This is a genomic window from Gracilibacillus pellucidus (assembly GCF_033949965.1).
Lineage (GTDB): Bacteria > Bacillota > Bacilli > Bacillales > Amphibacillaceae > Gracilibacillus > Gracilibacillus pellucidus.
This window is the reverse complement of the sequence record NZ_JAWZSR010000002.1, coordinates 384,564-405,000: the sequence shown is the minus strand read 5'-3', so window position 1 is coordinate 405,000 and position 20,437 is coordinate 384,564. Positions and strand designations below refer to the sequence as shown.

Annotated in this window: 18 protein-coding genes and 1 pseudogene; 13 read left to right on the top strand and 6 right to left on the bottom strand. The window is 35.4% G+C overall.

Annotated elements, in window-relative coordinates:
• Positions 1–18: 18 nt before the first annotated feature.
• Positions 19–576 (top strand): hypothetical protein, encoded by a 558-nt coding sequence (locus SH601_RS05245; protein ID WP_319957203.1) that lies wholly within the window; start codon positions 19–21, stop codon positions 574–576.
• A 269-nt stretch (positions 577–845) separates the two neighbouring features.
• On the opposite strand, the pseudogene SH601_RS05240 reads toward SH601_RS05245, so the two are convergent.
• Positions 846–1,020 (bottom strand): annotated as a pseudogene (locus tag SH601_RS05240) (NADH-dependent flavin oxidoreductase); the annotation flags it as partial.
• 354 nt (positions 1,021–1,374) lie between these two features.
• Between SH601_RS05240 and SH601_RS05235 the strand changes: the two are divergent.
• The 6 genes from SH601_RS05235 (at position 1,375) to SH601_RS05210 (ending at position 5,686) form a co-directional block, all read left to right on the top strand.
• Positions 1,375–1,671, top strand: coding sequence for a hypothetical protein (locus SH601_RS05235; protein ID WP_483401884.1), 297 nt, complete (start codon positions 1,375–1,377; stop codon positions 1,669–1,671).
• A 194-nt stretch (positions 1,672–1,865) separates the two neighbouring features.
• Positions 1,866–2,393, top strand: a complete 528-nt coding sequence (locus tag SH601_RS05230) for a hypothetical protein (RefSeq protein WP_319957202.1) — start codon at positions 1,866–1,868, stop codon at positions 2,391–2,393.
• Between the two features lie 148 nt (positions 2,394–2,541).
• Positions 2,542–3,945, top strand: coding sequence for an STM3941 family protein (locus tag SH601_RS05225; protein ID WP_319957201.1), 1,404 nt, complete (start codon positions 2,542–2,544; stop codon positions 3,943–3,945).
• A gap of 453 nt (positions 3,946–4,398) precedes the next feature.
• Complete coding sequence (locus SH601_RS05220) at positions 4,399–4,521, top strand: hypothetical protein (protein ID WP_319957200.1); 123 nt, start codon at positions 4,399–4,401, stop codon at positions 4,519–4,521.
• Positions 4,522–4,581: 60 nt separating this feature from the next.
• Positions 4,582–4,680 (top strand): DALR anticodon-binding domain-containing protein, encoded by a 99-nt coding sequence (locus SH601_RS05215; RefSeq protein ID WP_319957199.1) that lies wholly within the window; start codon positions 4,582–4,584, stop codon positions 4,678–4,680.
• 169 nt (positions 4,681–4,849) lie between these two features.
• Positions 4,850–5,686, top strand: a complete 837-nt coding sequence (locus SH601_RS05210) for a hypothetical protein (protein ID WP_319957198.1) — start codon at positions 4,850–4,852, stop codon at positions 5,684–5,686.
• Between the two features lie 177 nt (positions 5,687–5,863).
• On the opposite strand, the gene SH601_RS05205 is transcribed toward SH601_RS05210, so the two are convergent.
• Both SH601_RS05205 and SH601_RS05200 read right to left on the bottom strand, forming a co-directional pair.
• Positions 5,864–6,988 carry an NADH-dependent flavin oxidoreductase gene (locus SH601_RS05205; protein ID WP_319957197.1) on the bottom strand — a complete coding sequence of 375 codons (1,125 nt, stop codon included), beginning with the start codon at positions 6,986–6,988 and terminating at the stop codon, positions 5,864–5,866.
• A 1,683-nt stretch (positions 6,989–8,671) separates the two neighbouring features.
• Positions 8,672–9,640: an aromatic acid exporter family protein gene (locus SH601_RS05200; RefSeq protein ID WP_319957196.1), complete on the bottom strand. Its 969-nt coding sequence runs from the start codon at positions 9,638–9,640 to the stop codon at positions 8,672–8,674.
• Between the two features lie 629 nt (positions 9,641–10,269).
• Between SH601_RS05200 and SH601_RS05195 the strand changes: the two genes are divergently transcribed.
• Positions 10,270–11,715, top strand: coding sequence for a carbon starvation CstA family protein (locus tag SH601_RS05195; RefSeq protein WP_319957195.1), 1,446 nt, complete (start codon positions 10,270–10,272; stop codon positions 11,713–11,715).
• Between the two features lie 167 nt (positions 11,716–11,882).
• Here the strand turns inward: SH601_RS05195 and SH601_RS05190 are convergent, their stop codons facing one another.
• Together SH601_RS05190 and SH601_RS05185 are read right to left on the bottom strand one after the other, a co-directional pair.
• Positions 11,883–12,179 (bottom strand): hypothetical protein, encoded by a 297-nt coding sequence (locus SH601_RS05190; RefSeq protein WP_319957194.1) that lies wholly within the window; start codon positions 12,177–12,179, stop codon positions 11,883–11,885.
• A 553-nt stretch (positions 12,180–12,732) separates the two neighbouring features.
• A complete protein-coding gene (locus SH601_RS05185) occupies positions 12,733–12,966 on the bottom strand; it encodes a helix-turn-helix domain-containing protein (RefSeq protein WP_319957193.1) in 234 nt (77 codons plus the stop codon).
• A 128-nt stretch (positions 12,967–13,094) separates the two neighbouring features.
• Here SH601_RS05185 and SH601_RS05180 point away from each other — a divergent pair, with 128 nt between their 5' ends.
• Positions 13,095–14,039 carry a DNA adenine methylase gene (locus tag SH601_RS05180; protein WP_319957192.1) on the top strand — a complete coding sequence of 315 codons (945 nt, stop codon included), beginning with the start codon at positions 13,095–13,097 and terminating at the stop codon, positions 14,037–14,039.
• A 19-nt stretch (positions 14,040–14,058) separates the two neighbouring features.
• Here SH601_RS05180 and SH601_RS05175 read toward each other — a convergent pair whose 3' ends face one another.
• Positions 14,059–14,802: a hypothetical protein gene (locus SH601_RS05175; RefSeq protein ID WP_319957191.1), complete on the bottom strand. Its 744-nt coding sequence runs from the start codon at positions 14,800–14,802 to the stop codon at positions 14,059–14,061.
• 313 nt (positions 14,803–15,115) lie between these two features.
• Between SH601_RS05175 and SH601_RS05170 the strand changes: the two genes are divergently transcribed.
• The 4 genes from SH601_RS05170 (at position 15,116) to SH601_RS05155 (ending at position 20,252) form a co-directional block, all read left to right on the top strand.
• Positions 15,116–16,402 (top strand): type II restriction enzyme, encoded by a 1,287-nt coding sequence (locus tag SH601_RS05170; RefSeq protein ID WP_319957190.1) that lies wholly within the window; start codon positions 15,116–15,118, stop codon positions 16,400–16,402.
• Between the two features lie 167 nt (positions 16,403–16,569).
• Entirely contained in the window at positions 16,570–17,064 is a 495-nt protein-coding gene (locus tag SH601_RS05165) for an LURP-one-related/scramblase family protein (protein ID WP_319957189.1), read from the top strand.
• A 52-nt stretch (positions 17,065–17,116) separates the two neighbouring features.
• Positions 17,117–19,213, top strand: coding sequence for an AAA family ATPase (locus SH601_RS05160; RefSeq protein WP_319957188.1), 2,097 nt, complete (start codon positions 17,117–17,119; stop codon positions 19,211–19,213).
• Positions 19,200–20,252 (top strand): 5-methylcytosine restriction system specificity protein McrC, encoded by a 1,053-nt coding sequence (locus tag SH601_RS05155; protein WP_319957187.1) that lies wholly within the window; start codon positions 19,200–19,202, stop codon positions 20,250–20,252. The genes SH601_RS05160 and SH601_RS05155 overlap by 14 nt, the downstream gene beginning before the upstream one ends.
• The last annotated feature ends 185 nt before the right edge of the window (positions 20,253–20,437 follow it).

Here is a 20,437-nt window from a genome sequence, read left to right as displayed (position 1 = left end):
CGGAGGGAAAGAATAATTATGACATTAGTATGTTGTACTTTAACTGATGAATTTTCCGTGATTTCCGGGGATACTCATGTATCAAATGAGAACGGAACTAGCAGAACTGATAGAAAAATATTCAAGTACGATGACATGTTGATCGGAGGAGCTGGAAGTGGAGGGATTATAACAGTAATTCCTCAACTACTTGGAAATTATCAGAAAGAAACTGCTGAGAGACATATGCAAGCTGTTGCAAATATTTTTAAAAGTAGTGGAGAAAAAGTTATTGAATCAAAATATAGTCAATTATTATACGTTAGTAAAGATAAGTTTGGTCCATTTTTAGGGGTTGTTGATACTCGTGGCGACCACCAAATATTACGAAAAGGTCACAAACAACCTTTTATAATATGGAAAGGAATTGGTGAACCTGATGTCGAATTGTTAAAATCTTGTTGCTCGCCGAAGTTAATGAAAAACTTAAATATAGATACAGCAAAGAAGATTCACGAAGATTACATTACAAAAGTTTCTAGACAGACAATCTCAGTTAACGATAAAGTGATACACGAGGAATTATCGTATAAATAATAATATATAATAAAGCGGATATGTTTGCCCAAAAGTAGCATTGAGATTTATGTCCCAATGCTGTTTTTTGCCTCTTAAATCATCACGGTGAACCGCATCACAGATAGCGAAAATAGAATTAACCAAGGAGCTATGACAACAATCCAAATAAAAGCACAACGAATCTCTTTGAGCATCAGAAAAGTTCAAAGAGGCCCGTTTTTATAAAAAAGTATAAATTCACATCAATAAGGATTTATGTTCCAGACCACAGATCTGCCTTTAACAATTTATATCCCTGGAAACCATCCGGGTGTATTTTTTCCACAATAGATCTGGTATGACCAACTCTTCTTGTTTCGCTTTATCAATCTCTGTAATGATTTCATCATCTCTACCTTCATCTACCTTTCGAATCCAATCAGGATCAATGATAAGCTCTCTTCCTAAGGCGAGAAGTGGGATAGGGCGTAGTATTCTTATATATGAGAGATTCCTCGTTTCATCAATGTTGGTTTAGGCACTTACATTGTACACGAGGGTCTCTCTTTTCTTTTTGTTATTTTTTGGTATAATTTAGATGATCAACAGGCTTGCCTCCATAACTTTTTTTATTTTCATAGGTTAAAAGAAAAATATCATGATATGACATCTATCTCGAACTTTTATATGATCACTTTACCGCGGAATAAGTAAGGAAAGTGTTTGTCATATAGGTAGTCACCTACTGATGAGATTGAAGAAAATCCGCAGCAGCATATCAAGATATTTGGAGCCGAGGTAGATTCAAGTGAGTCTGCCATCATAAAGAGTACTTATTTGCAAGATGTGAAAGAAGACATTAACGAAGTATTTGAGGACTTTAAGAAACAGGACGAGATCATTCATGATACCATTCAAGAAGTTTCCGATATTTCTTCTGTAACGTCTCCATCCTTTTCGGATATATATGAGGGCAAAACCATGATAATTAAGAAAGTGAAAGAAGTGGAAGGAGATTTAGCTTTATTCACCAATAAAGGTGATGAAACAGATGTAAAAGTGATCATGAATCAGATTGAGACAGCGATGACTAGAGAGAAAGCGCGGTTTGTGAATTTTTTAGTGCAAAGATGAAATAAAACCAGGAGATGTGAAGCGTTACGTTATCAATAGGAACCATAATATATTTAAAAGAAGGAATGAGCAAATTAATGGTGCTGAACAACTGTAGAAACACTGATTCATAATTAGACATGTAGGATAACAAGTTGTCCGCACGCTAAAAAATATGCTGATAGCTATTTTGAGTGTATACAAAGGAGAAATCTATGAAGAAAATTATCAGTCTAACATTTGTTTTTTTACCTTGTTCTTGCTTGTCTCTTGTGGCAATAAGGACGAAGTGGCTAATGAGTTCGTCCATTATTTGGGTTCCCATTAATGACATGAAGGAAAAGGAACAGCGTGGTCTTCCCTTTAAAATGAATAGATTAGCAGAAGAAAATAAGAACGACGAAGTCATTGATCTTACTAAAGACGAAATTTTACCGATTTTCAATGAGATGCTAGATCGTCTCCAAGCTGTGGATTCGAAGAATAGGAAGATAAAGAAACTGAATGATCTACAGGTTGAAGCAGAAGAGTACGTGGTAGATAGATTGTGGGACATTATCACGTATTATGAGGGTGGTGATGTCTCGGAACAAGATATTGAGCAGTATACGGAAGAGTTGAACGAGAAGTATCAGGATGTTCTCGACTACCGGGATAAAATAATGGAGCAATATCATCTTGAGCAAATTGAAAACGAAGATGAAGACAGCGAATTCTACAAGCTCAAGCGTGCTGAGGATTAATACAGATATCTGGAAAAGACAGATTTTCATAAATGTAAATATGGGAGTTGCCTTTTATTATTCCCAAACAGGAGGAAGGTGAAATATTATCCTGTTACAGTGGAGAGCTGGGGATACTTAATGATAAGAGTCGACTGGGGAGGGTAATATGGAAAGAAAACAAGCATTATACTTTTATCGACCAAGAGTTAAAAACATTTTGCTATTAATAATGTGCTCGGTCTATATGGCATTTGGTGTTGTGGTAGGTGGCTTTGCTTTTAACGAACAGAATTATTTAATGAGTGGGGTAGGAGCGTTACTAGCAATATGTTTTGGTTTTTTGATATTTATATCGCTTAAAAGGATATTTGGATCGAAACCTTATCTCATTTTAACCGAAGAAACATTAACAATCAGCGCCCCATCCAAGAACGCTGTTCCACTAAGATGGGAAGATATCGAAGGGTATGATATACGAAGTGTTAACTTTAGTAAAGTCATAGAAATTAAGTTGCGTGATGAAGAAAAATATCGTGACCAGATGTCTAAATCCGCAGCATGGTTTAATAAAATGAATGATGTGATGAACTATAGACCGTTCGGAATTAGCTGGGGGCAGGTTAAACGCAAGGAACGGAGCAGGTTGGCACGTGAATTGGACAGACGTGCTTTTGAAACCGATGAGCATCTCAATGAACTTTATGATTCTGTCAATGAAGCGGATAAAACGGAAAAAGTTCTTAACAGACAAAGTGGAATACAGGGACAAATGAAGTTAGATAAAAAAAGACGAAAAGCTCGCAGCCAAGTGAACGGTAAATACCTGTTACAATCTTATGGCATCAGTTTTCTTCTGACGAGCGCTGCGTTTCTCCTATTTTATTGGTCAGATAAGGATGAAAATCATTCTCTGCTTGTCGGTTCGTTTATCTTGTATCCTTTCGCAAAAGTAATATGGGATGTTCTCTTGGGATTTCGACTAAGGTATAAGATGGACAAGGATGAATCGTCTCTTTCTATATTTTTTTACAGACTTCTATTTTTTATTCATCTATTTCTATACTTTTTTAGTCTTGTTATTGCTCCGTTTGGCATTATTTATTATATTTTTATAGCCGTCCGTCATCAAGCTAGGATAAAGAGAAATAGATTAGATACGGAAATATCAAGTAAAAGGTCATTTTCTATGCGTTTTGTCATTTTTCCGCTGAATGTTATCGTCATGTACGTGCTTGCCGTTATTCTGCTTGCTCTGAAAATCGAGAATTTCCTAGGATTAGCAGCCCTTATACTATACGGTGTGACCTTTTCTGTCTATGTCGCTTTATATCCTGACAAGAGAAGTTACTTTTTAAGTTTGGTTGCGTATTTATGGCGAATCGGCATTTGCTTTTTGCTTCAATCATTACTGTTCTCATGGAACGTGAGAGACGAGTATACCGGAACCGTTGTTTTATTTCTACTTTCGCTTCCATTATTTTTGGTGCCAAGTTACCTCTTTTATTTATGGGGGAAGGGAAGTTTGCGTCGGTTGGTGTATCATCTGGACGAAATGCGACGGGCTAGTTAGTAAGAGTGAAACCAATTAGTAGTTAATACAGGTGAAAATGAACGATATATAATTGCCGATTTCACAATGTAAAGCGAGGAGCGGTATTATTATGGTAACTTCTACACTGGATATGTATGGACGCAACCTGGCTATGCAGGGAGTTAATGTTGTCTAAATTCGTCAATCGATTAATGCATCAAAGGGTTCCTTATGGTTAATTATTATCCGTAAAAACAAGTATCGAAACGTTAGTGTTAATGACATTAATTGAAATTACAAATAATCCTGTGGAGTGGAAGAAGAGAATTTGTTAAGAGAATCTGATGGAGCTAGAGTAGTAGAAATAAACGATGATTTACTGCCAAGATACTTACAAATTTGTTAAGTCGTTATATGTCATAGCCAACGAATAAATGCTTCGTTTTAAACAACTCTTTCTGGTTTTAGAAAAAATGGGGTACAAATGGCTCGATGTTAAAATGTGGAAAAACATCTGCGCGTAAAGGGAAGTTTGTATTATTAGAAGACGTATTAAATGATGCGATTAAGCGTGCTTATGAAGGAAGCGATTCTTCCCAAATTGCGAAATATTGACTTGAACTTGTAAAAGCTTTTAATAAATACTATGGATCTATTCGTATATTAGATGATCAGGTGCAAAAACAGGCAAGATTGTCACTTGTACATTCAGTTCAAATTGTTCTTAAAGAAGGATTACGCCTTTTCGGAGCTGAAGCACCCAACGAAATGTAGTATTAGGAAGAGGAGAGATTTTCAACCCTAATAAAACAAAAGGAAACGCATCATAAATAAATGAGTTTTTTGATCTTTAAAGACTGAAGAGATTTTATCAACAGTGGGATTTATCCACTAGTTTCTTTAATCAATTTTTCAAATAAGTGAGACACATGGGGGGATATACTTGAAGTTCTTTGGGGGACTTAGTTTAGTGATAGGTTATCTTATTCTGCTAAAAATGATTGATCATTGGATCGGAATTTTAGGCTCGGTTCTTTTTTGTATTGCGGGTGTATTAATTTTGAAGGAAAAAGGAGAACGATGGTTTGAAAATAGGTGGTTTAAGGGTTATGTATGTGTAATGTTTTTCGTTTCATTAATTCATATATCTGGTTTTTTAACAGATAAGAAGATGGATTGGTTTATACCTAATGATGCATTATATGTGCGTGAATTTCATAATCAATATGCCGACATGTTGTTTATCTTCTTTCCTTTCATAAGCACCCTAGTGTTTTGTTATTCTTACTTATATTCAACAAAATCTGGGTTTAAAAGATGGCATTCAACAATATGGGTATTATTGCTTTTTATTGGATGCAATAGTGCATTGCTTAATCATTATCAATATGTCGATGAGGAGGCAATTCACAGTAAAGGATTATTCTCATCAACTACAATTTCGTTAGATGAAGTAACAAGATTTGATATAAATCCAAGAGTCGCAACGTACATTAAAAAAGGTGGTGCTAATAAAAGTTTTAAATTAGATTTATATTTTGTTAGTCGTGAAGGTAAAGAGATAAACTTTGGAAATATGAACTTAAATGAACAAGATATCCATGCTGTGGTTATGTTGCTGGATAATTTAGAGGATAGTAATAGAGAAAGAGAGGCTGTTATCCATCGGCCAACGTTGATGTCATCTGAGATGGCGTCTATTTTAGAACAACGATTAAACAGTATAGATAAAGAGTTAGCAACACTTTTTATAGATAATGTAATGGTTAGCTATCGATAAATGTCGAAACACGGTGACGGTTCGGAGTTGATGAGAAAGTAAGTAGGTCGATCAACAATAAATACCGAGGAAGTGGATCACTTTTCACTTGCGAAATAGGTCCTCTGATGGGAAAGTACCAATTTTAAATCGCTAAGACAATCAAAAAAGCCAGACCATAGATCTGACTTTAATGACTTATACTCCAGGAAACCATCCAGGTGTATTCACGATGTTTTTCCACAATTGATTTGGTATCACCAACTCTTCTTGTTTCGCTTTATCAATCTCTGTAATGATTTCGTCATCTCTGCCTTCAGCAACCTTTTGAACCCAATCAGGATCAATGATCAGCTCTCTCCCTAAGGCGAGAAGTGGAATACCTGTCTCAAATGCTTTTCGAGCATCTTCTGCAGTATAGATGGAACCAACACCAATCAATGGCACGCGATTATTAATCGTCTCCAATAAATGATGAATTCGTGTTTTAGTTAAATCATCTACACCTCTTCTAGGATTGGAGAAAAAGTTAATTAAGGAGACATGTAGGTAGTCTAAGTTTTTATCAGCTAACACGTCAACTAGATGGAGTGTTTCTTTCATTGTAATTCCAGGTGTTTCTGGTTCTTCTGGTGAAAAACGATAACCAACGATGAAATCTTCGTTACCATGTTCAGCTACAACGCTTTGCACCTTATCAATAACCTTAAGTGGGAAAGTCATGCGTTTTTCCAAGCTTCCTCCAAATCGGTCTTCTCGGCGATTGGAATAAGGTGAAAAGAACTGCTGAATTAAGTAGCCATTAGCACCGTGAATTTCAACGCCATCAAAACCTGCTTCAATGGCTCTTCTTGTTGTTTCACCAAAAGCTTCAATGATTTCTTCTATCTCAGCCTCTTCTAGAGGACGCGGGATTGCGGCACCTTCTCTATCTGATGGAATATCACTCGCACTCACAACGTCTCCATCTGGAACTAGAGCAGGTGGACATAATTTTCCACCGTGAAAAATTTGTAAAATAGCCTTGGCGCCCTCGTCTTGAATTCCTTTTGCCAGTTTTCTTAAACTTGGCACCATGTCGTCTCGATCTGCTGCAAATTGGTTAGGGAATCCCATGCCGTTTGGGGTAACATAAGTAGTCGCAGTAATGACCATGCTTACCCCTTTGGAACGGTGAGCATAATAACGTACTTCTTCATCACTTACTGTACCGTCAGGATTGGAAGAAGTGTGCGTCATTGGAGCCATGACCAAGCGATTTTTTAATTCAACTCCATTTTTTAATGTTAATGGAGAAAACATATCTTGATTATTGTGGTTCATTCTTTATTCCTCCTTATTTTCGATATGATAATAGGTCAGCTTGATTTTGTATATTATTATGCTCAATATTCATTCTCTAGCCAGTTCGGATGATCCCAAAAGTAATAACAGAGTTAAATCAATCAACTAAGTAAAATAGAGGAGGAAATGGAACAGGATTCCGTTGTCAAGTTTTTCTTTATAACTGCAAAGGATGGGGAAAAATAAAACAAAACACTGTCACCTCGAAATGATAATTGCATTTGGATATCGTGTTCGTCCTCATCTTGGTACACGATTTAAAAATAATAACCTGAAGAAATGAATCAATGAAGGTTAATCAGAATAACTAGAAGTGTGTTCGTGGGTTTTGAAGAGAACAATATTCTGTAGATATAGCTTTTCCCACCTTTCATCAATTAAAAAAGAAACAAGTAAATCTGGTTGGAACCAATATAAAAAAGGTTGTCGAAATTCTCTATCAAACAAGTAAAAATGTTATAATAGATATATCAATAGATCGGCTTCATATGAGGGGTTTAGGTAGCACCAGTTGTCCTGCCGTTAGTCTCGATGGGAGATTTCACGGGAGGGAGGTGTTGCTCATGGATATAGAAAACGTATTAACGCTTATGCTATCATTTGGCATGCTAATAGCGTTTATCATGTCCGACAAAAACAACAAAAAATAACCCCTCATGTGCTTTGACGGGCGCTAAGGGATTATTTCTTTGGTCTGCCTAGCCCCTCTTATCGGGGTTCGGTTTATTGTAACCGTAGACGTTGCAGCGTCTGCGGTTTTTAATATTATATGACTTTCTATTTTTATTATACCCGATTACAGGGATTTTAACAAATTGCTTCTATATGAAGAATAATGTCCACCAATTTATTCTTCGGGATAACAACAGTCTTGATTACAAAAACAGTACAAATAGTAGGTTGCTAATTTAACTCATGTTATTTTCATGCGACATTGTGATATTGAAGGAGGGGTAAAATCAAACAGCGAAATAATAGAATTATATATAGGGAAGTTCAAAGGCCCCGTTCCATACTATTATGGATATTTAGTCTGTTGGTTGCTTTTTTCATGTGGTATATTTTCATTATGCTAAAAACGAAAAAAAATGTTTTAGCAGACTATAGGGTGCTTGACTGGGGTCAGGAAACAATCATCAATGGTAAATCATTCTGAACAGAAAATAGGACAATGAACGTTTAGACCAACTTATCCATACAAATATCCAACGAAAAAATCAGAGAAACGTTACGAATTCAGACTCGAGAAAAATCAAACAACATACTCCACCACATCTCAAGGTAAGTAAATTACTGACTAAGAAGAGCATAATGGTAAGTAAAACACGAACCTTCAAGTTAGTAAAATACTTACCGATAACTAGCGAGAGAGCAGTCAGGACAAGGGATTCAGCTTTTCCAAAGATATATTAAAGAAATTAAAGAATAAAGATATATATTATTATAGTAGTAATAGTCAGGGCAAGACGTTCTGGAGATTCATTCAATATTAATGAGACAGTATTATTTCAAAGTACAAATCCAGTAATCACCGTACCTTGTCTGAGTCTTAAATCTAAATCACCAGGTCGGAGGATCGCACCTCCAACCTACAGTTTTTTTTAAGATACTCATAATGATATCAACCACTACTAACGCTTATGTGATGAAGACTCAAATCTCTTATCGTTGGTGCCGTTTTGGATCTGGTTTGAATTTTTTCTTAATGGTTAAATAGATTTCCATTTCATACAATAAATGAAATAATGCAGATCGTACTTCAAACTCTTTTCGGGAACGTGGAAGCTCCATTTCGCGAAGTGCTTCTGTTAATTCGTGCAACTGTTTTAAATAAAAGATGGCGGTATTACCAGGGTGAATGGCCTTACTCAACTCCTCCATAAATTCAGCTATTTTTTGGCTTTGTACGACTGTGTGATCAAGCGTTGATATCAACGGTAGCATGCGTTTCAAAATTTCAAGCTGTTTTTCCCTCATTTTAAAATAATGATAAAAGTAATCATCATGACGAAATAATTGGTTATCGCTTGCTTTTAACGCATTTGCAAGCCCATCATCAATTTTCTTGGAAGCAGTTATGAGTTCCTCCCCGCTCCAATTTGTGATATTTCCCCGTAAATAACGCGCATATTCATACCAGATTTTTTGAAAACATTGCTCGAGCTCTCCTTGAGTGTTCCGCATTTGTTTTTCATTACTTGGCATATAGGTATTCATTAGCAATGCCGCTCCGACCCCAATTAATAATAGTAAGATTTCATTGAGCAGAATACCGAGTGTAACTTGTTCAAGTGTATAAAGATGGAGCATGAACACAGTGCTTGTCACAATGCCTTTTTTTGCATTAAAATACACAACTATCGGAATGAATAAAAGTAATAAAACACAGAGCACGATAGCGTGATATCCGAAAAGTTCAAACATGACTGCCGCTAAAGCTAATCCAATGACACACGCAACGATTCTCTGCCATGAAGCCATTAGAGAGTCTTTTCTTGTCACCGATATACAAAGTATCGCAGTAATACCTGCTGACACATAAAAATCAAGCTGTAGCTGCTCTGCTATGAATATGGCAAGTGCCGCACCTATAGCAGTTTTTAGTGTGCGATAACCTATGATGTTAAACATATATTCTATATCCTTTCCTCTTTTCATGAGATCCTGTAAAGGCGTACCTTTATTATAATCCAAACGGCAAAGGTTAAAACCGTCCAAAAATAACATATCATATCTGGGCACTTATGAGTTAATTTTGTCTATCATTCATCAATCCATCCTGGTTATGGCAAAGGGATGAACGTAAAATTCTAGATTACTCATTAGATATTGAGGAACTTGCCAACTGTTTAATTTTAAATGGGTTTTTTGTGTTTCGGGGGCGGTACTTACGTGACTTCTGTAGCGTATCGACTGCCAAGCAAAGTAAAGTTTTTGAAACAGGCTATGCTAGTTACCTTAAAAGAAATAACATTCATGTTAAGGGGAAGTAATCAATCTTTTCAAACAGCCTTTCATCGTTCTAGCAAGAAACTTAAATGGAAAATAGTCATATAAATATGGCGATTGTTTCTCCTCATTTCGTGTTATAGACCTGGATGATAATATTGTAGAACTTATATCGTAGTGAAAAAAAGTGGAGTTACCTAGCCTATTAAAAAATAGCAATAAATATCAGAAAATTTAAAAAATACTATTGCTTTTTCCTTCCAATTTATATTATCATAGTATGTACTTTTCAAAAAAAGGAGGTTTCAGCGGTGGTTACGTTTATAGCATCTATTGTATTGTTAATTGTCGGCTACATTGTTTACGGAAAGGTGGTTGAACGAATTTTTGGCATTAATGACCGGGATTCAACGCCTGCTTATACGAACAATGATGGTCTTGATTATATGCCAATGAGTTGGTGGAAGGCGAGTTTAATTCAACTATTAAATATCGCTGGAACCGGTCCGATATTTGGTGCAATAATGGGCGCATTATATGGTCCGGTCGCATTTATATGGATTGTTATTGGTTGTATTTTTGCCGGAGCGGTACATGATTACTTTTCCGGAATGATATCACTTAGACATAATGGCGCTCAATTTCCGACACTTGTTGGTAAATATTTGGGCGGGAAAATGAAATTCATTACAACGATTGTTTCCATCATATTAATGGTTTTAGTGGCAGCAGCATTTACAGCAGCACCTGCCCAGTTACTTACACAAATAACACCACTTAATACAACGACATGGTTGGTGATTATTTTTGCTTATCTGATACTAGCAGCGGTTCTCCCAATTAATAAAATTATCGGAAGAGTCTATCCGATATTTGGAGCTATTTTAATCTTCATGGCTGTATCAATAGGTATTGGAATGTTCTTCTTTTTCGATCATCCAATTCCTGATTTAACATTAAGTAATTTACATCCTGGGGACTTGCCTATTTGGCCATTGTTAATGGTCACGATATCTTGTGGGGCTATCTCTGGGTTTCATAGTACACAAAGTCCGATTTTAGCTCGAACGTTAAGAAAAGAAAGTGAAGGTAGAAAAGTATTTTATGGTGCCATGATTGGTGAAGGTGTCATTGCGATGGTCTGGGCTGCAGCAGGGATGACCTTTTTCGGTAGTACGGGTGCATTACAAACAGCACTTGATGCAGGTGGTCCAGCTGGGGTCGTTAATGAAGTGAGTATAACGACTTTAGGTGCGTTTGGTGGATTTATCGCCATTTTAGGTATTGTTATTCTTCCGATTACAACGGGAGATACGGCATTGCGTTCTTCCAGAATGATGCTTGCAGAAGTATTGACTCAGATGACGAAGAAGGATTTTAACGGGAAAAAGAAATTAGCTTTACTTACGATACCTGTGACAGGGGCAACACTATATCTAACGACGATTGATTATAGCTTCCTCTGGCGTTATGTTGGGGGAACGAATCAGATTGTTGCGGCGGTGATGTTGTGGACGGCAACGATGTATCTCGTGAAAAATAACAAGTTTCATTGGATTTGTAGTATTCCGGCATTGTTCATGACAGCAGTAGTAAGTACGTATTTCTTCTATGCACCAGAAGGCTTTAATCTGGATTATGGTATCTCTCTCATCTTAGGAATGGTTATTTGGGTGGCTGTCCTTGCTTGGTTTGTATGGCAACTGATGAGACATAAAAAAGCCAGCAACTATCAGAAGGATCTAAAAGTAGGATAATAATTAGTATTTCTAAAGGTAAGCTATATCGCAAGTAAATTAGTAGCACTACTCTGAATTAATTAAGAGTGGTGCTACTTTTGTTTATAAGAAATGATTATTTATCACGGTGTCAATGCCTGTAAAATCTCACGTTCTGCACCCCTATGATCGACTTGATCGAACTGTTATGGACCGAAAATAAACGTCCCCCAAAGGTGTGAAAATAGAGGAAAGAACAGAATAACAATGGCTAAATTGCCATAAAAGCCAATCTTTCCTATGATTTTAGTGAATGCTCCTACATTATTAAATCGTAGCAGTACCCATCCCATAAACCCAGCGATGAAACCTAATACACTAAGTCCATAAACAACGATATAATTAGACCCAAATGCTGAAATATCAAGTACAGCACTACATATAGAAAGAAGTAAAAGGACGATTCCTAGCCAATTGCACGTGGATACAAATAATTTTTCCAAAAGCTCGCCTCTCCTTTCAAAAAACAGTCAATATAAAAAGTGGTTAACATTAGAAAAAAGGGGTATATCTTCACTTTTGGTATATTGTATCAGACTCCCTTCTATAAGCAACCATGAGTAACTATTAATATATTGTATCTTAGGTTCATAAGTGTGATATAATGCTTTTAATCATTTCAATGTATAGTGAAGGAAAATAGGATAAATCGGTTGTTATAGGAAACGAGAAGGACGTATACGGAATGTGTGTCTCGTTCTATAGAATAGGAGTATCTTACTTAGGGAAAAGTATACTAGAGCATCAAAGGTTAGATACGTTTGAAAAGAGAGTTTTCAGCTGGAGTTGATTGTGAGTGTATATAAGGAAATGTATAATTGAATAACTTCCTTAAAGCAATTATGATCAATGAATCCATGGTTTGTAATTGCTTTTTCATATGTCGATAAAGCATGCAACATCGTTAAATAACTCGATGAAAAATACTGTTTAATGAGATAAGAGAATAAAACAGAGGACTTTCTTGGTTAACTAGGACATGTCTAGTTGAGATTTTTAGTTGTCAAAGGTGAATAATTCTTTTATATCAACGTTAAATGTATGAGAAACGATAAACAGAAGTTCTAGAGAAAACTTTTTCTCGCAATTTGGGGCTTCTATTTTAGCTAAATAACTAATACTTACACCGATTTGCTCGCAAAATTCTTCTTGGGTTAATCTATTTTTCAGACGTATTTTCTTAATGTTCTTTCCTACCATATTGTAAATCCCATAGTAATTATTGGTCATATGTACCATCCTTTTTTCCGGATTAATAAAACGTTTATCATAAAAGGAAATTACTGCGTTCACCATTAGTGAAGCAAGTGTTATAATAGAATAAGAAAGTATGTTCGTGATTTTTTAGGAGGAGTAAAATGACTGATATAGAAGTTAAAGCTAAGCCTTTTGTAAAATGGGCGGGAGGGAAGAGACAATTATTATCGACCTTCGATGAATTATACCCGGCTAAACTTAAACAAGGAAAAATAAAAAGATATGTAGAACCTTTTGTAGGTGGAGGAGCAGTCTTTTTCGACTTAGTTAGTAAATATGATTTTGAAGAAATAGTCTTAAATGATGTTAATAAAATCCTCGTGACAACCTATTCTGTTATCAAAAATGATGTAGATCAGCTGATAGATGAGCTTGAAAGCCTTCAAACTCAGTATTTTGAAAAAGATACGGAAGAAAGGGAACGTTATTATTATCAAATTAGAGCTGAATTTAATGAGTTAAAAGGTGCTATTGAATTTAATAGTGAAGATAGTGATATATCTCGGACACAAGTGTTGATATGTAGCTATTTTTTATTCCTTAATAAAACTTGTTTTAATGGCCTTTATAGAGAGAATAAGAAGGGAGCATTCAATGTACCTTTTGGTAAATATAAAAACCCTAAGATATTAGATAGAGAGAATCTGCTAAGTATTCATAAAGTGCTAAAAAAGGCAACATTAAAAAGTGGAGATTTTGAAAGTCTTACTAAATACATTACAAAAGATACGTTTGTTTATTTAGATCCGCCTTACAGACCGTTGAATGTTACCTCGAGCTTTAGTAGTTATTCGAAGGGTGACTTTAATGACGATGAACAGAAGCGGTTAGCAAAATGGTTTAGGGAAATGTCAAGAACGGGAGCAGCATTAATGTTAAGTAACTCGAATCCCAAAAATACAAATCCCGAGGATACTTTCTTTGATGAGTTATATGAAGGCTTTAAACTTTATGATAACATCTATGCATCAAGAGCTATTAATTCAAAAGCTAGTAAAAGAGGAGCAATTACTGAATTGGTCGTTATTAATGAGGGGGAAGAATAATTTTCTTCTCCCTTTTTCGTTATGAGTAGTATTGAAGGCCATCGAGTTTATAAGGGATTGGTCTTTTATGATGTGCTAAAGTTCTTAAGAAAACATCTTTTAAATTGAATGTACCATTTTGGGGATGTTGGGCTAGGTAAACTGCCTCTAAATATCGAGCGAAGGGCATTTTGCGTCCTTCATAGTGAGGTGGCGGATAATTAATATCCTCTTGTAATACAATAAACATAATCATATAACTAAGTTCATCTAAGGAGTAATTCCAATCTTCATTCCCTTTTCTTCCGAATTGTTTCCCAATACTTGAATGGATCTTCTCTACACGATTTAACAACGAGCTGTCGGGAGCTGTTATCTGATTAAAAGCCATATATTGTTGCCGATTATAATCATAGCCTCTTTCTGCTATATCCAGTAAATAATCATTCAATAAGTAAGCGCGGTCCTGTAATTGAATAGCTTTATTGTACAGATCAACGATTATATTTGCATGAGAGATTGCAATACCTTTGAGGCTTACGCGGTAATCATAAGTGACTTTATGGTTGGTGATTTTCGTCTTATAGCCTGGGAAACTGATTTCAAGGTTGAGATTAGGCTTGTTCTTGATGTGGATAGTTTTGGTATTCGCATTCGGATTATACGTGTTGTTAGACTTGGTCTTATTTGCTTGTCCATCGCACCATATTTTGGCGAAATCATGGCGGTTAAATTGCTGCAATAAATAGCATCTTAAAAATTCGTAGGGCGTTAAGTTTGTCATAAATTATGTACCTCCGTTCAAACATTTAGTTAAAGATACGTTGTTGTAAATGTTCCTCTTGCTATGACTTATAGTAAATATTACCCTGTTATGAATAAAAAGTAAATTCACTTATAATGAAAGTTGTTTCAGCATGGTTCTGTTTTTTTTGATACTTATCTTTATTACTCTCTTAATAATTGTTATTCTCATGTTGTATTTCATGATATTCAGTATGAAAACGAGCGAGAAAAAAGATGATATTAATTCCATCCCTTGACTAGTATTAGTTATAATAAGGGGAAAATATCTGATGAATTGTTGGTGATGAATGATGAGTCAAGGAAAAACGGAAAAGGCTTGGGAAATTTTGTTTGAACGATATAAGATTCTTGAAAATGTTCAACGACATGGCTTTTTCGAAATTAAGGCTAAGGAAATAAAAGAAGAAAGAGAACCAAGGCTAATGGCGAAGTTTGACCATTTTAGTAACTTACCAAAGATATTTAAAGATAATGGTTTATCTATATTACCTTTGTCACGTTCAAATTATATTATTGGTGAGTTCGATGCTTATGAGAAGGTTGACTACAATGAAAAAGTAAAACCAATTCAAATAGACTTTCCAAGTAACTTAACAACTATTGATCCTACTAATCTATACTCGGAAAGCTCAGCTCTTCACTGTGCACATGTTACTGGAATGATAGATATGGTTATGGGCCAACAGTCATTTCAGACTATCTCTGGGAGAATGTCTTCCAAAGAGTTTGACTTTACGATTAGAACTAGAAAAGGCACTGACAGGCTCATTAACATTAAAAATTCACAAATTGAAATTGATGGAGGGTACGAAAGTCAAAATCAATTCATGCTAGTGGAGGCTAAGAATGAAACGGTTGATGATTTTCTTGTGAGACAGCTCTATTATCCTTACCGATTATGGCAAAATAAAACTTCTAAACAAGTTCGACCGGTCTTTTTTACTTACTCGAATGATATTTTCAGCTTCTTTATTTACGAGTTTACGGATCCTAAGCGGTACAATTCATTAAAGCTTATTGAACAAAAGGACTTTATCCTTACTCATGAGAGGCTGGAGTTAGAGGATATTGTTAAAGTTCTTCAAACAGTTGAAATGGTGCCAGAACCAGAGATTCCGTTTCCTCAAGCTGATTCATTTACTAGAGTTGTTGATTTGTTAGGTTTGCTTGTTGAAACCGATATGAGTAAAGACCATATCACGAGGAATTATGATTTCGATGTGAGACAAACTAATTATTACACCTCAGCAGGAATGTATCTTGGCTTAATAGAAAAATATAAAGGAGAAAATGGCCAAGTAATGTTTGCTCTCACAAGAACAGGAAGAGACATTATGCGGCGAGGAACGAAAGATAAATTCTTAGGATTGACTAAGAGTATTTTAGCTCATGAGCCATTTAAACAAGTGTTAGTGGAGTATTTGCAGAATGACATTCCTCCAGAGAAAGAGAGAGTTGTTGAAATAATGAAGAGGTGTAACCTTTATAATGTTAATTCAGAGAGCACTTACTTCAGAAGAGCATCAACTGTTATTGGTTGGACAAATTGGATTTTGGACTTACCTGAGACATACTAGCAAAAGGGAGAGGCAACATACTGTTGTTTCTCCTTTTTTCGATCATAAACAAACTAAAAAGAGATAGGAGTAATGGAATATTACCCTTTCGTTGATATGAAACCTCCTAGAGCTAGAAATCGTATAATTAGTAATGATAAAATTCCATAAAAGAAGGAGTTTTTACGTTGAAAGAACTGTATATCAAACAGAAAATACTTAGTATAAATGAAAAATTCACGGTAAAGGATCAGCAAGAAAATGATGTTTATTATGTCGAAGGAAGTTTTCTGAAAATCCCCAAAAGTTTCTCTGTCCTTAATGCAGCAGGCTCAGAGGTTGCGCTTATCACGAAAAAGGTGTTCAGCTTCCTGCCGAAGTTTCATGTGGAGGTAAACGGACAAGAGGTATTAACGATTAAGAAAGAGCTGTCCTTCTTTAAAGCACGTTATTCTATTGATGCAGCGGGGATAGAAGTGCAGGGGAATTGGTGGGATATGGAGTTTGAAGTTTCTCAGTATGGGGAAGTCGTAGGTAAAGTGAATAAAGAATGGTTCAAATGGGGGGATAGCTACAAGGTTCAAGTACTGAACGAAGAGATGGAGACGATCATTATTGCGATTGTAGTTGCTATAGATTGTGTGAAGGCTGATCAAGCAGCAACCTCTTCAGCGACGACATAACGCCTAATTGCACGCTAGATTTAAAGTAATAAATTTTTTTTGGAGGTACGTTATGAATAATACCGTGAATGATCAAAAAGAAAAATATAAAGCTTGGGTTACGAAAAATTTGGGTGAAAAAACAGGTATGTGGTACACGCCATATCTTGAAAAACTTGGGCACCTGTTAGAAAAGTTTGGATTAAGTAGTGGCTATAAGGAAAATTTCTTTGAATATCAATCATATTCGGAATATAAAAATATCTATCAACAAATGACAGAACAAAGTGATGAAGATATTGAGAGGTTAGTAACTGGTGAAAGTATACCCCGATATCCAGAAAAGTTTGGTGCGACAAGAATCCAATTTAGAAGGAAATATGCGGAGGATGAATATAGCCGTGGCTTAAGAAGTAAGCCTGATAATTTAGGTGGGGTGCCTGATTGGGGCGTTTTAATGCGATCATATTTAATATTTTTATATTATGATGAAAATCCGACCTTAATCTATCCTAAAAAAGAGAAGGGTACACAGGAGGAAATTGATAACAGCATTAATTATTGGGTCATTTCACCTGGTGAACACTCGAGATTATGGGATCATTTCCATGAAAAAAATATTATTGCAATTGGTTGGGATTATTTAGGTGAACTAAACAATTATGATTCAAAGGAAGCTATTGAACGAGGAATAGCGGAGCAAAGGGCGAATGGGGTACGGCCAGTTCATGATACAAAGGCCGTATGGGATTTCTACCATGAAATTCAAACAGGTGATGTTGTATTTGTAAAAGAAGGAATCACGAAAGTTCTCGCACGTGGAGTTGTTAAAGGAGAATATTACTTTGACAATGAAGCACTAGAATATAAACATAGAAGAAAAGTAGATTGGATTCAAGTTGGAAAGTGGGAATTACATCAGTCCTTTGCTCAAAAAACGTTAACATGTCTCAATTCCTATCCAAGTTTAATCCAAGAAATTGATCAAGTAATGAATGAAGATAGTATTGATCCAAAACGTGCTGAAGTAAATGAATTTCAAAATTGGTTATCCAATCAAGTTACTGATACAGGAGTTAGTTTAAATGAAAAAACTGTTAAGCAAAAAGTAAAGGCGTTAAAGGATATAGAACACTATTTTGATGCTTCCATTTTTGGTGAAACAGATATGGAGCAACTGAAACAGTTAAAAGATATCATTGCATCAGATGAATCCTACTCAAAATATAAAGGTGTATCGGGAAGTTCTATTGACTATTATATTCGTTTTATTGAATCTAAGCCTACTGTACAAGAAAATGAATCCTTTACAATGGATGCATTTCTTTCAGATGTTTTCATTGAGCAGGAGGAGCTTCTACGTTTAATTTCTTTACTTGAAAATAAGAAAAATCTTATTTTGAAAGGAGCACCCGGCGTAGGGAAAACATATATTGCTAAACGTTTAGCTTATGTAATGATGGAAGAGAAGGACGAAACACGTGTCCATATGGTTCAATTCCATCAAAGCTATAGTTATGAGGACTTCATTGAAGGGTTCCGCCCCAAATCAGACGGAGAGGGATTTGAGTTGAAACAAGGTCCGTTTGTGAAATTTGCTAGAAAAGCAGCTCGAGATCCAGAGCGAGACTACTTCTTTGTTATTGATGAAATTAATCGTGGGAATATGAGTAAAATATTTGGGGAATTAATGATGCTTATTGAAGCAGATAAGCGTGATGAGCAAGTTAATCTCCTTTATTCTAATGATAAGTTTTCTGTGCCGTCTAATTTATACATTATTGGAATGATGAATACGGCAGACAGAAGCTTAGCTTTATTAGACTATGCACTTAGAAGAAGGTTTTCATTTTTCGAAATTAAACCAGCATTCCAAAATGAGACATTTACGTCATATGTAAACGGGTTAAATAATCCGGAAGCTTTACATCGTGTCATAGATGAAATGAAACGTTTAAATAATCAAATTGTTGAAGAACTAGGGACAGGCTTTCAAATCGGGCATAGCTATTTTGTAGGTGATGCTTATAAAGTAGATACTGCCAATCGTGTAGAGGAAGTAATCGAATATGAAATTATTCCACAGCTGTACGAGTATTGGTTTGATGATGAACAGAAAGCAAACGATTGGGCTGAACGGCTAAGAGGTTGCTACGATGGAGAAAAATAATCATATTCCAATTCGTAATATATACTATATGCTTTCTTATGCATATCAAACATTAAATTTTTCTGAGTACAAACAAATTGGAACAGAAAAGTTTGAGAACATCAAAGAACTTTATGCGAAGATTTTATCGATTGGTATACCTGTTTTAATTCGCGGAGGACTAAGTAAAGATTATATAAGTGTTGAAGAGACTTCCAATGTTATTAAAGGAAAAATGGATATCAATTCTACGATAAAGAATAATGCATTGGTAAATAAGAAAGTTGCGGTCGTTTATGATGAGTTCTCTGAAAACATATTGTTGAATCAAATTATTAAAGCGACACTCGTTTATTTATCACGCTCATATCAAATAAGTAAAAAAATGCGTAGGTTATTTTACGGTTTGCTCCCTTATTTTACAGAAGTGTCAGATGTAGAATTAAGTTTGAATTTATGGAAAAACGTTAAATATGACCGCCAGAACATTCGTTATCAATTTACTGTAGACGTGTGCAGATATCTTTATGAGCAGTTGTTATTGGATGAAAGCTCTGCATCTCAAATGATGAAAGAGGTACAAGATGAACAAAGATTATCGTCTTTATATGAGAAGTTTATCTATGCCTTTTTTAAACGAGAAACAAACTATAATGTATCCCATCCTCAAATTCAGTGGAGTGTTGATGATGATTTCGTAGATGCATTGCCGGTTATGCAAACAGACCTTGTTCTGCAAAAGGATAAAAAAACATTGATTGTAGATGCGAAAGTTTATTCTGAGAATATGGCAGTAAGATTTGAGGGTGGCGTTGCCAAACAAAAATCAAGCAACCTTTATCAAATATTTACCTATATAAATAATTGGGAAAAAGAGGCGGATGAAACAGTCGCCGGTATGCTACTATATGCGAAGACAACCGCATTAAATCAACCTAATCATCTTTATCACATCAAAGGTAATCAAATTATTGTTGTCTCACTTGATTTACAACAAGATTTTAGTGGGATAAAGGAAAACTTATTAGCACATGCCGATCAATTTTTTATGGAGGTGTAAACGCCCGTTATTTCCACTGGTTGAGGTCTATCTTTATAAATTAATGCGATATTGTTATTTAGAGAGGTATTTTCATCGTGAGAAGAGATGGTTACATGTCGATACAAAATAGGAAGTTTATCATAAAGAATGCGAAAAATGCAGAGGATAAAAGGATTTTTTAATAGACGAGAGATTTAACGTTC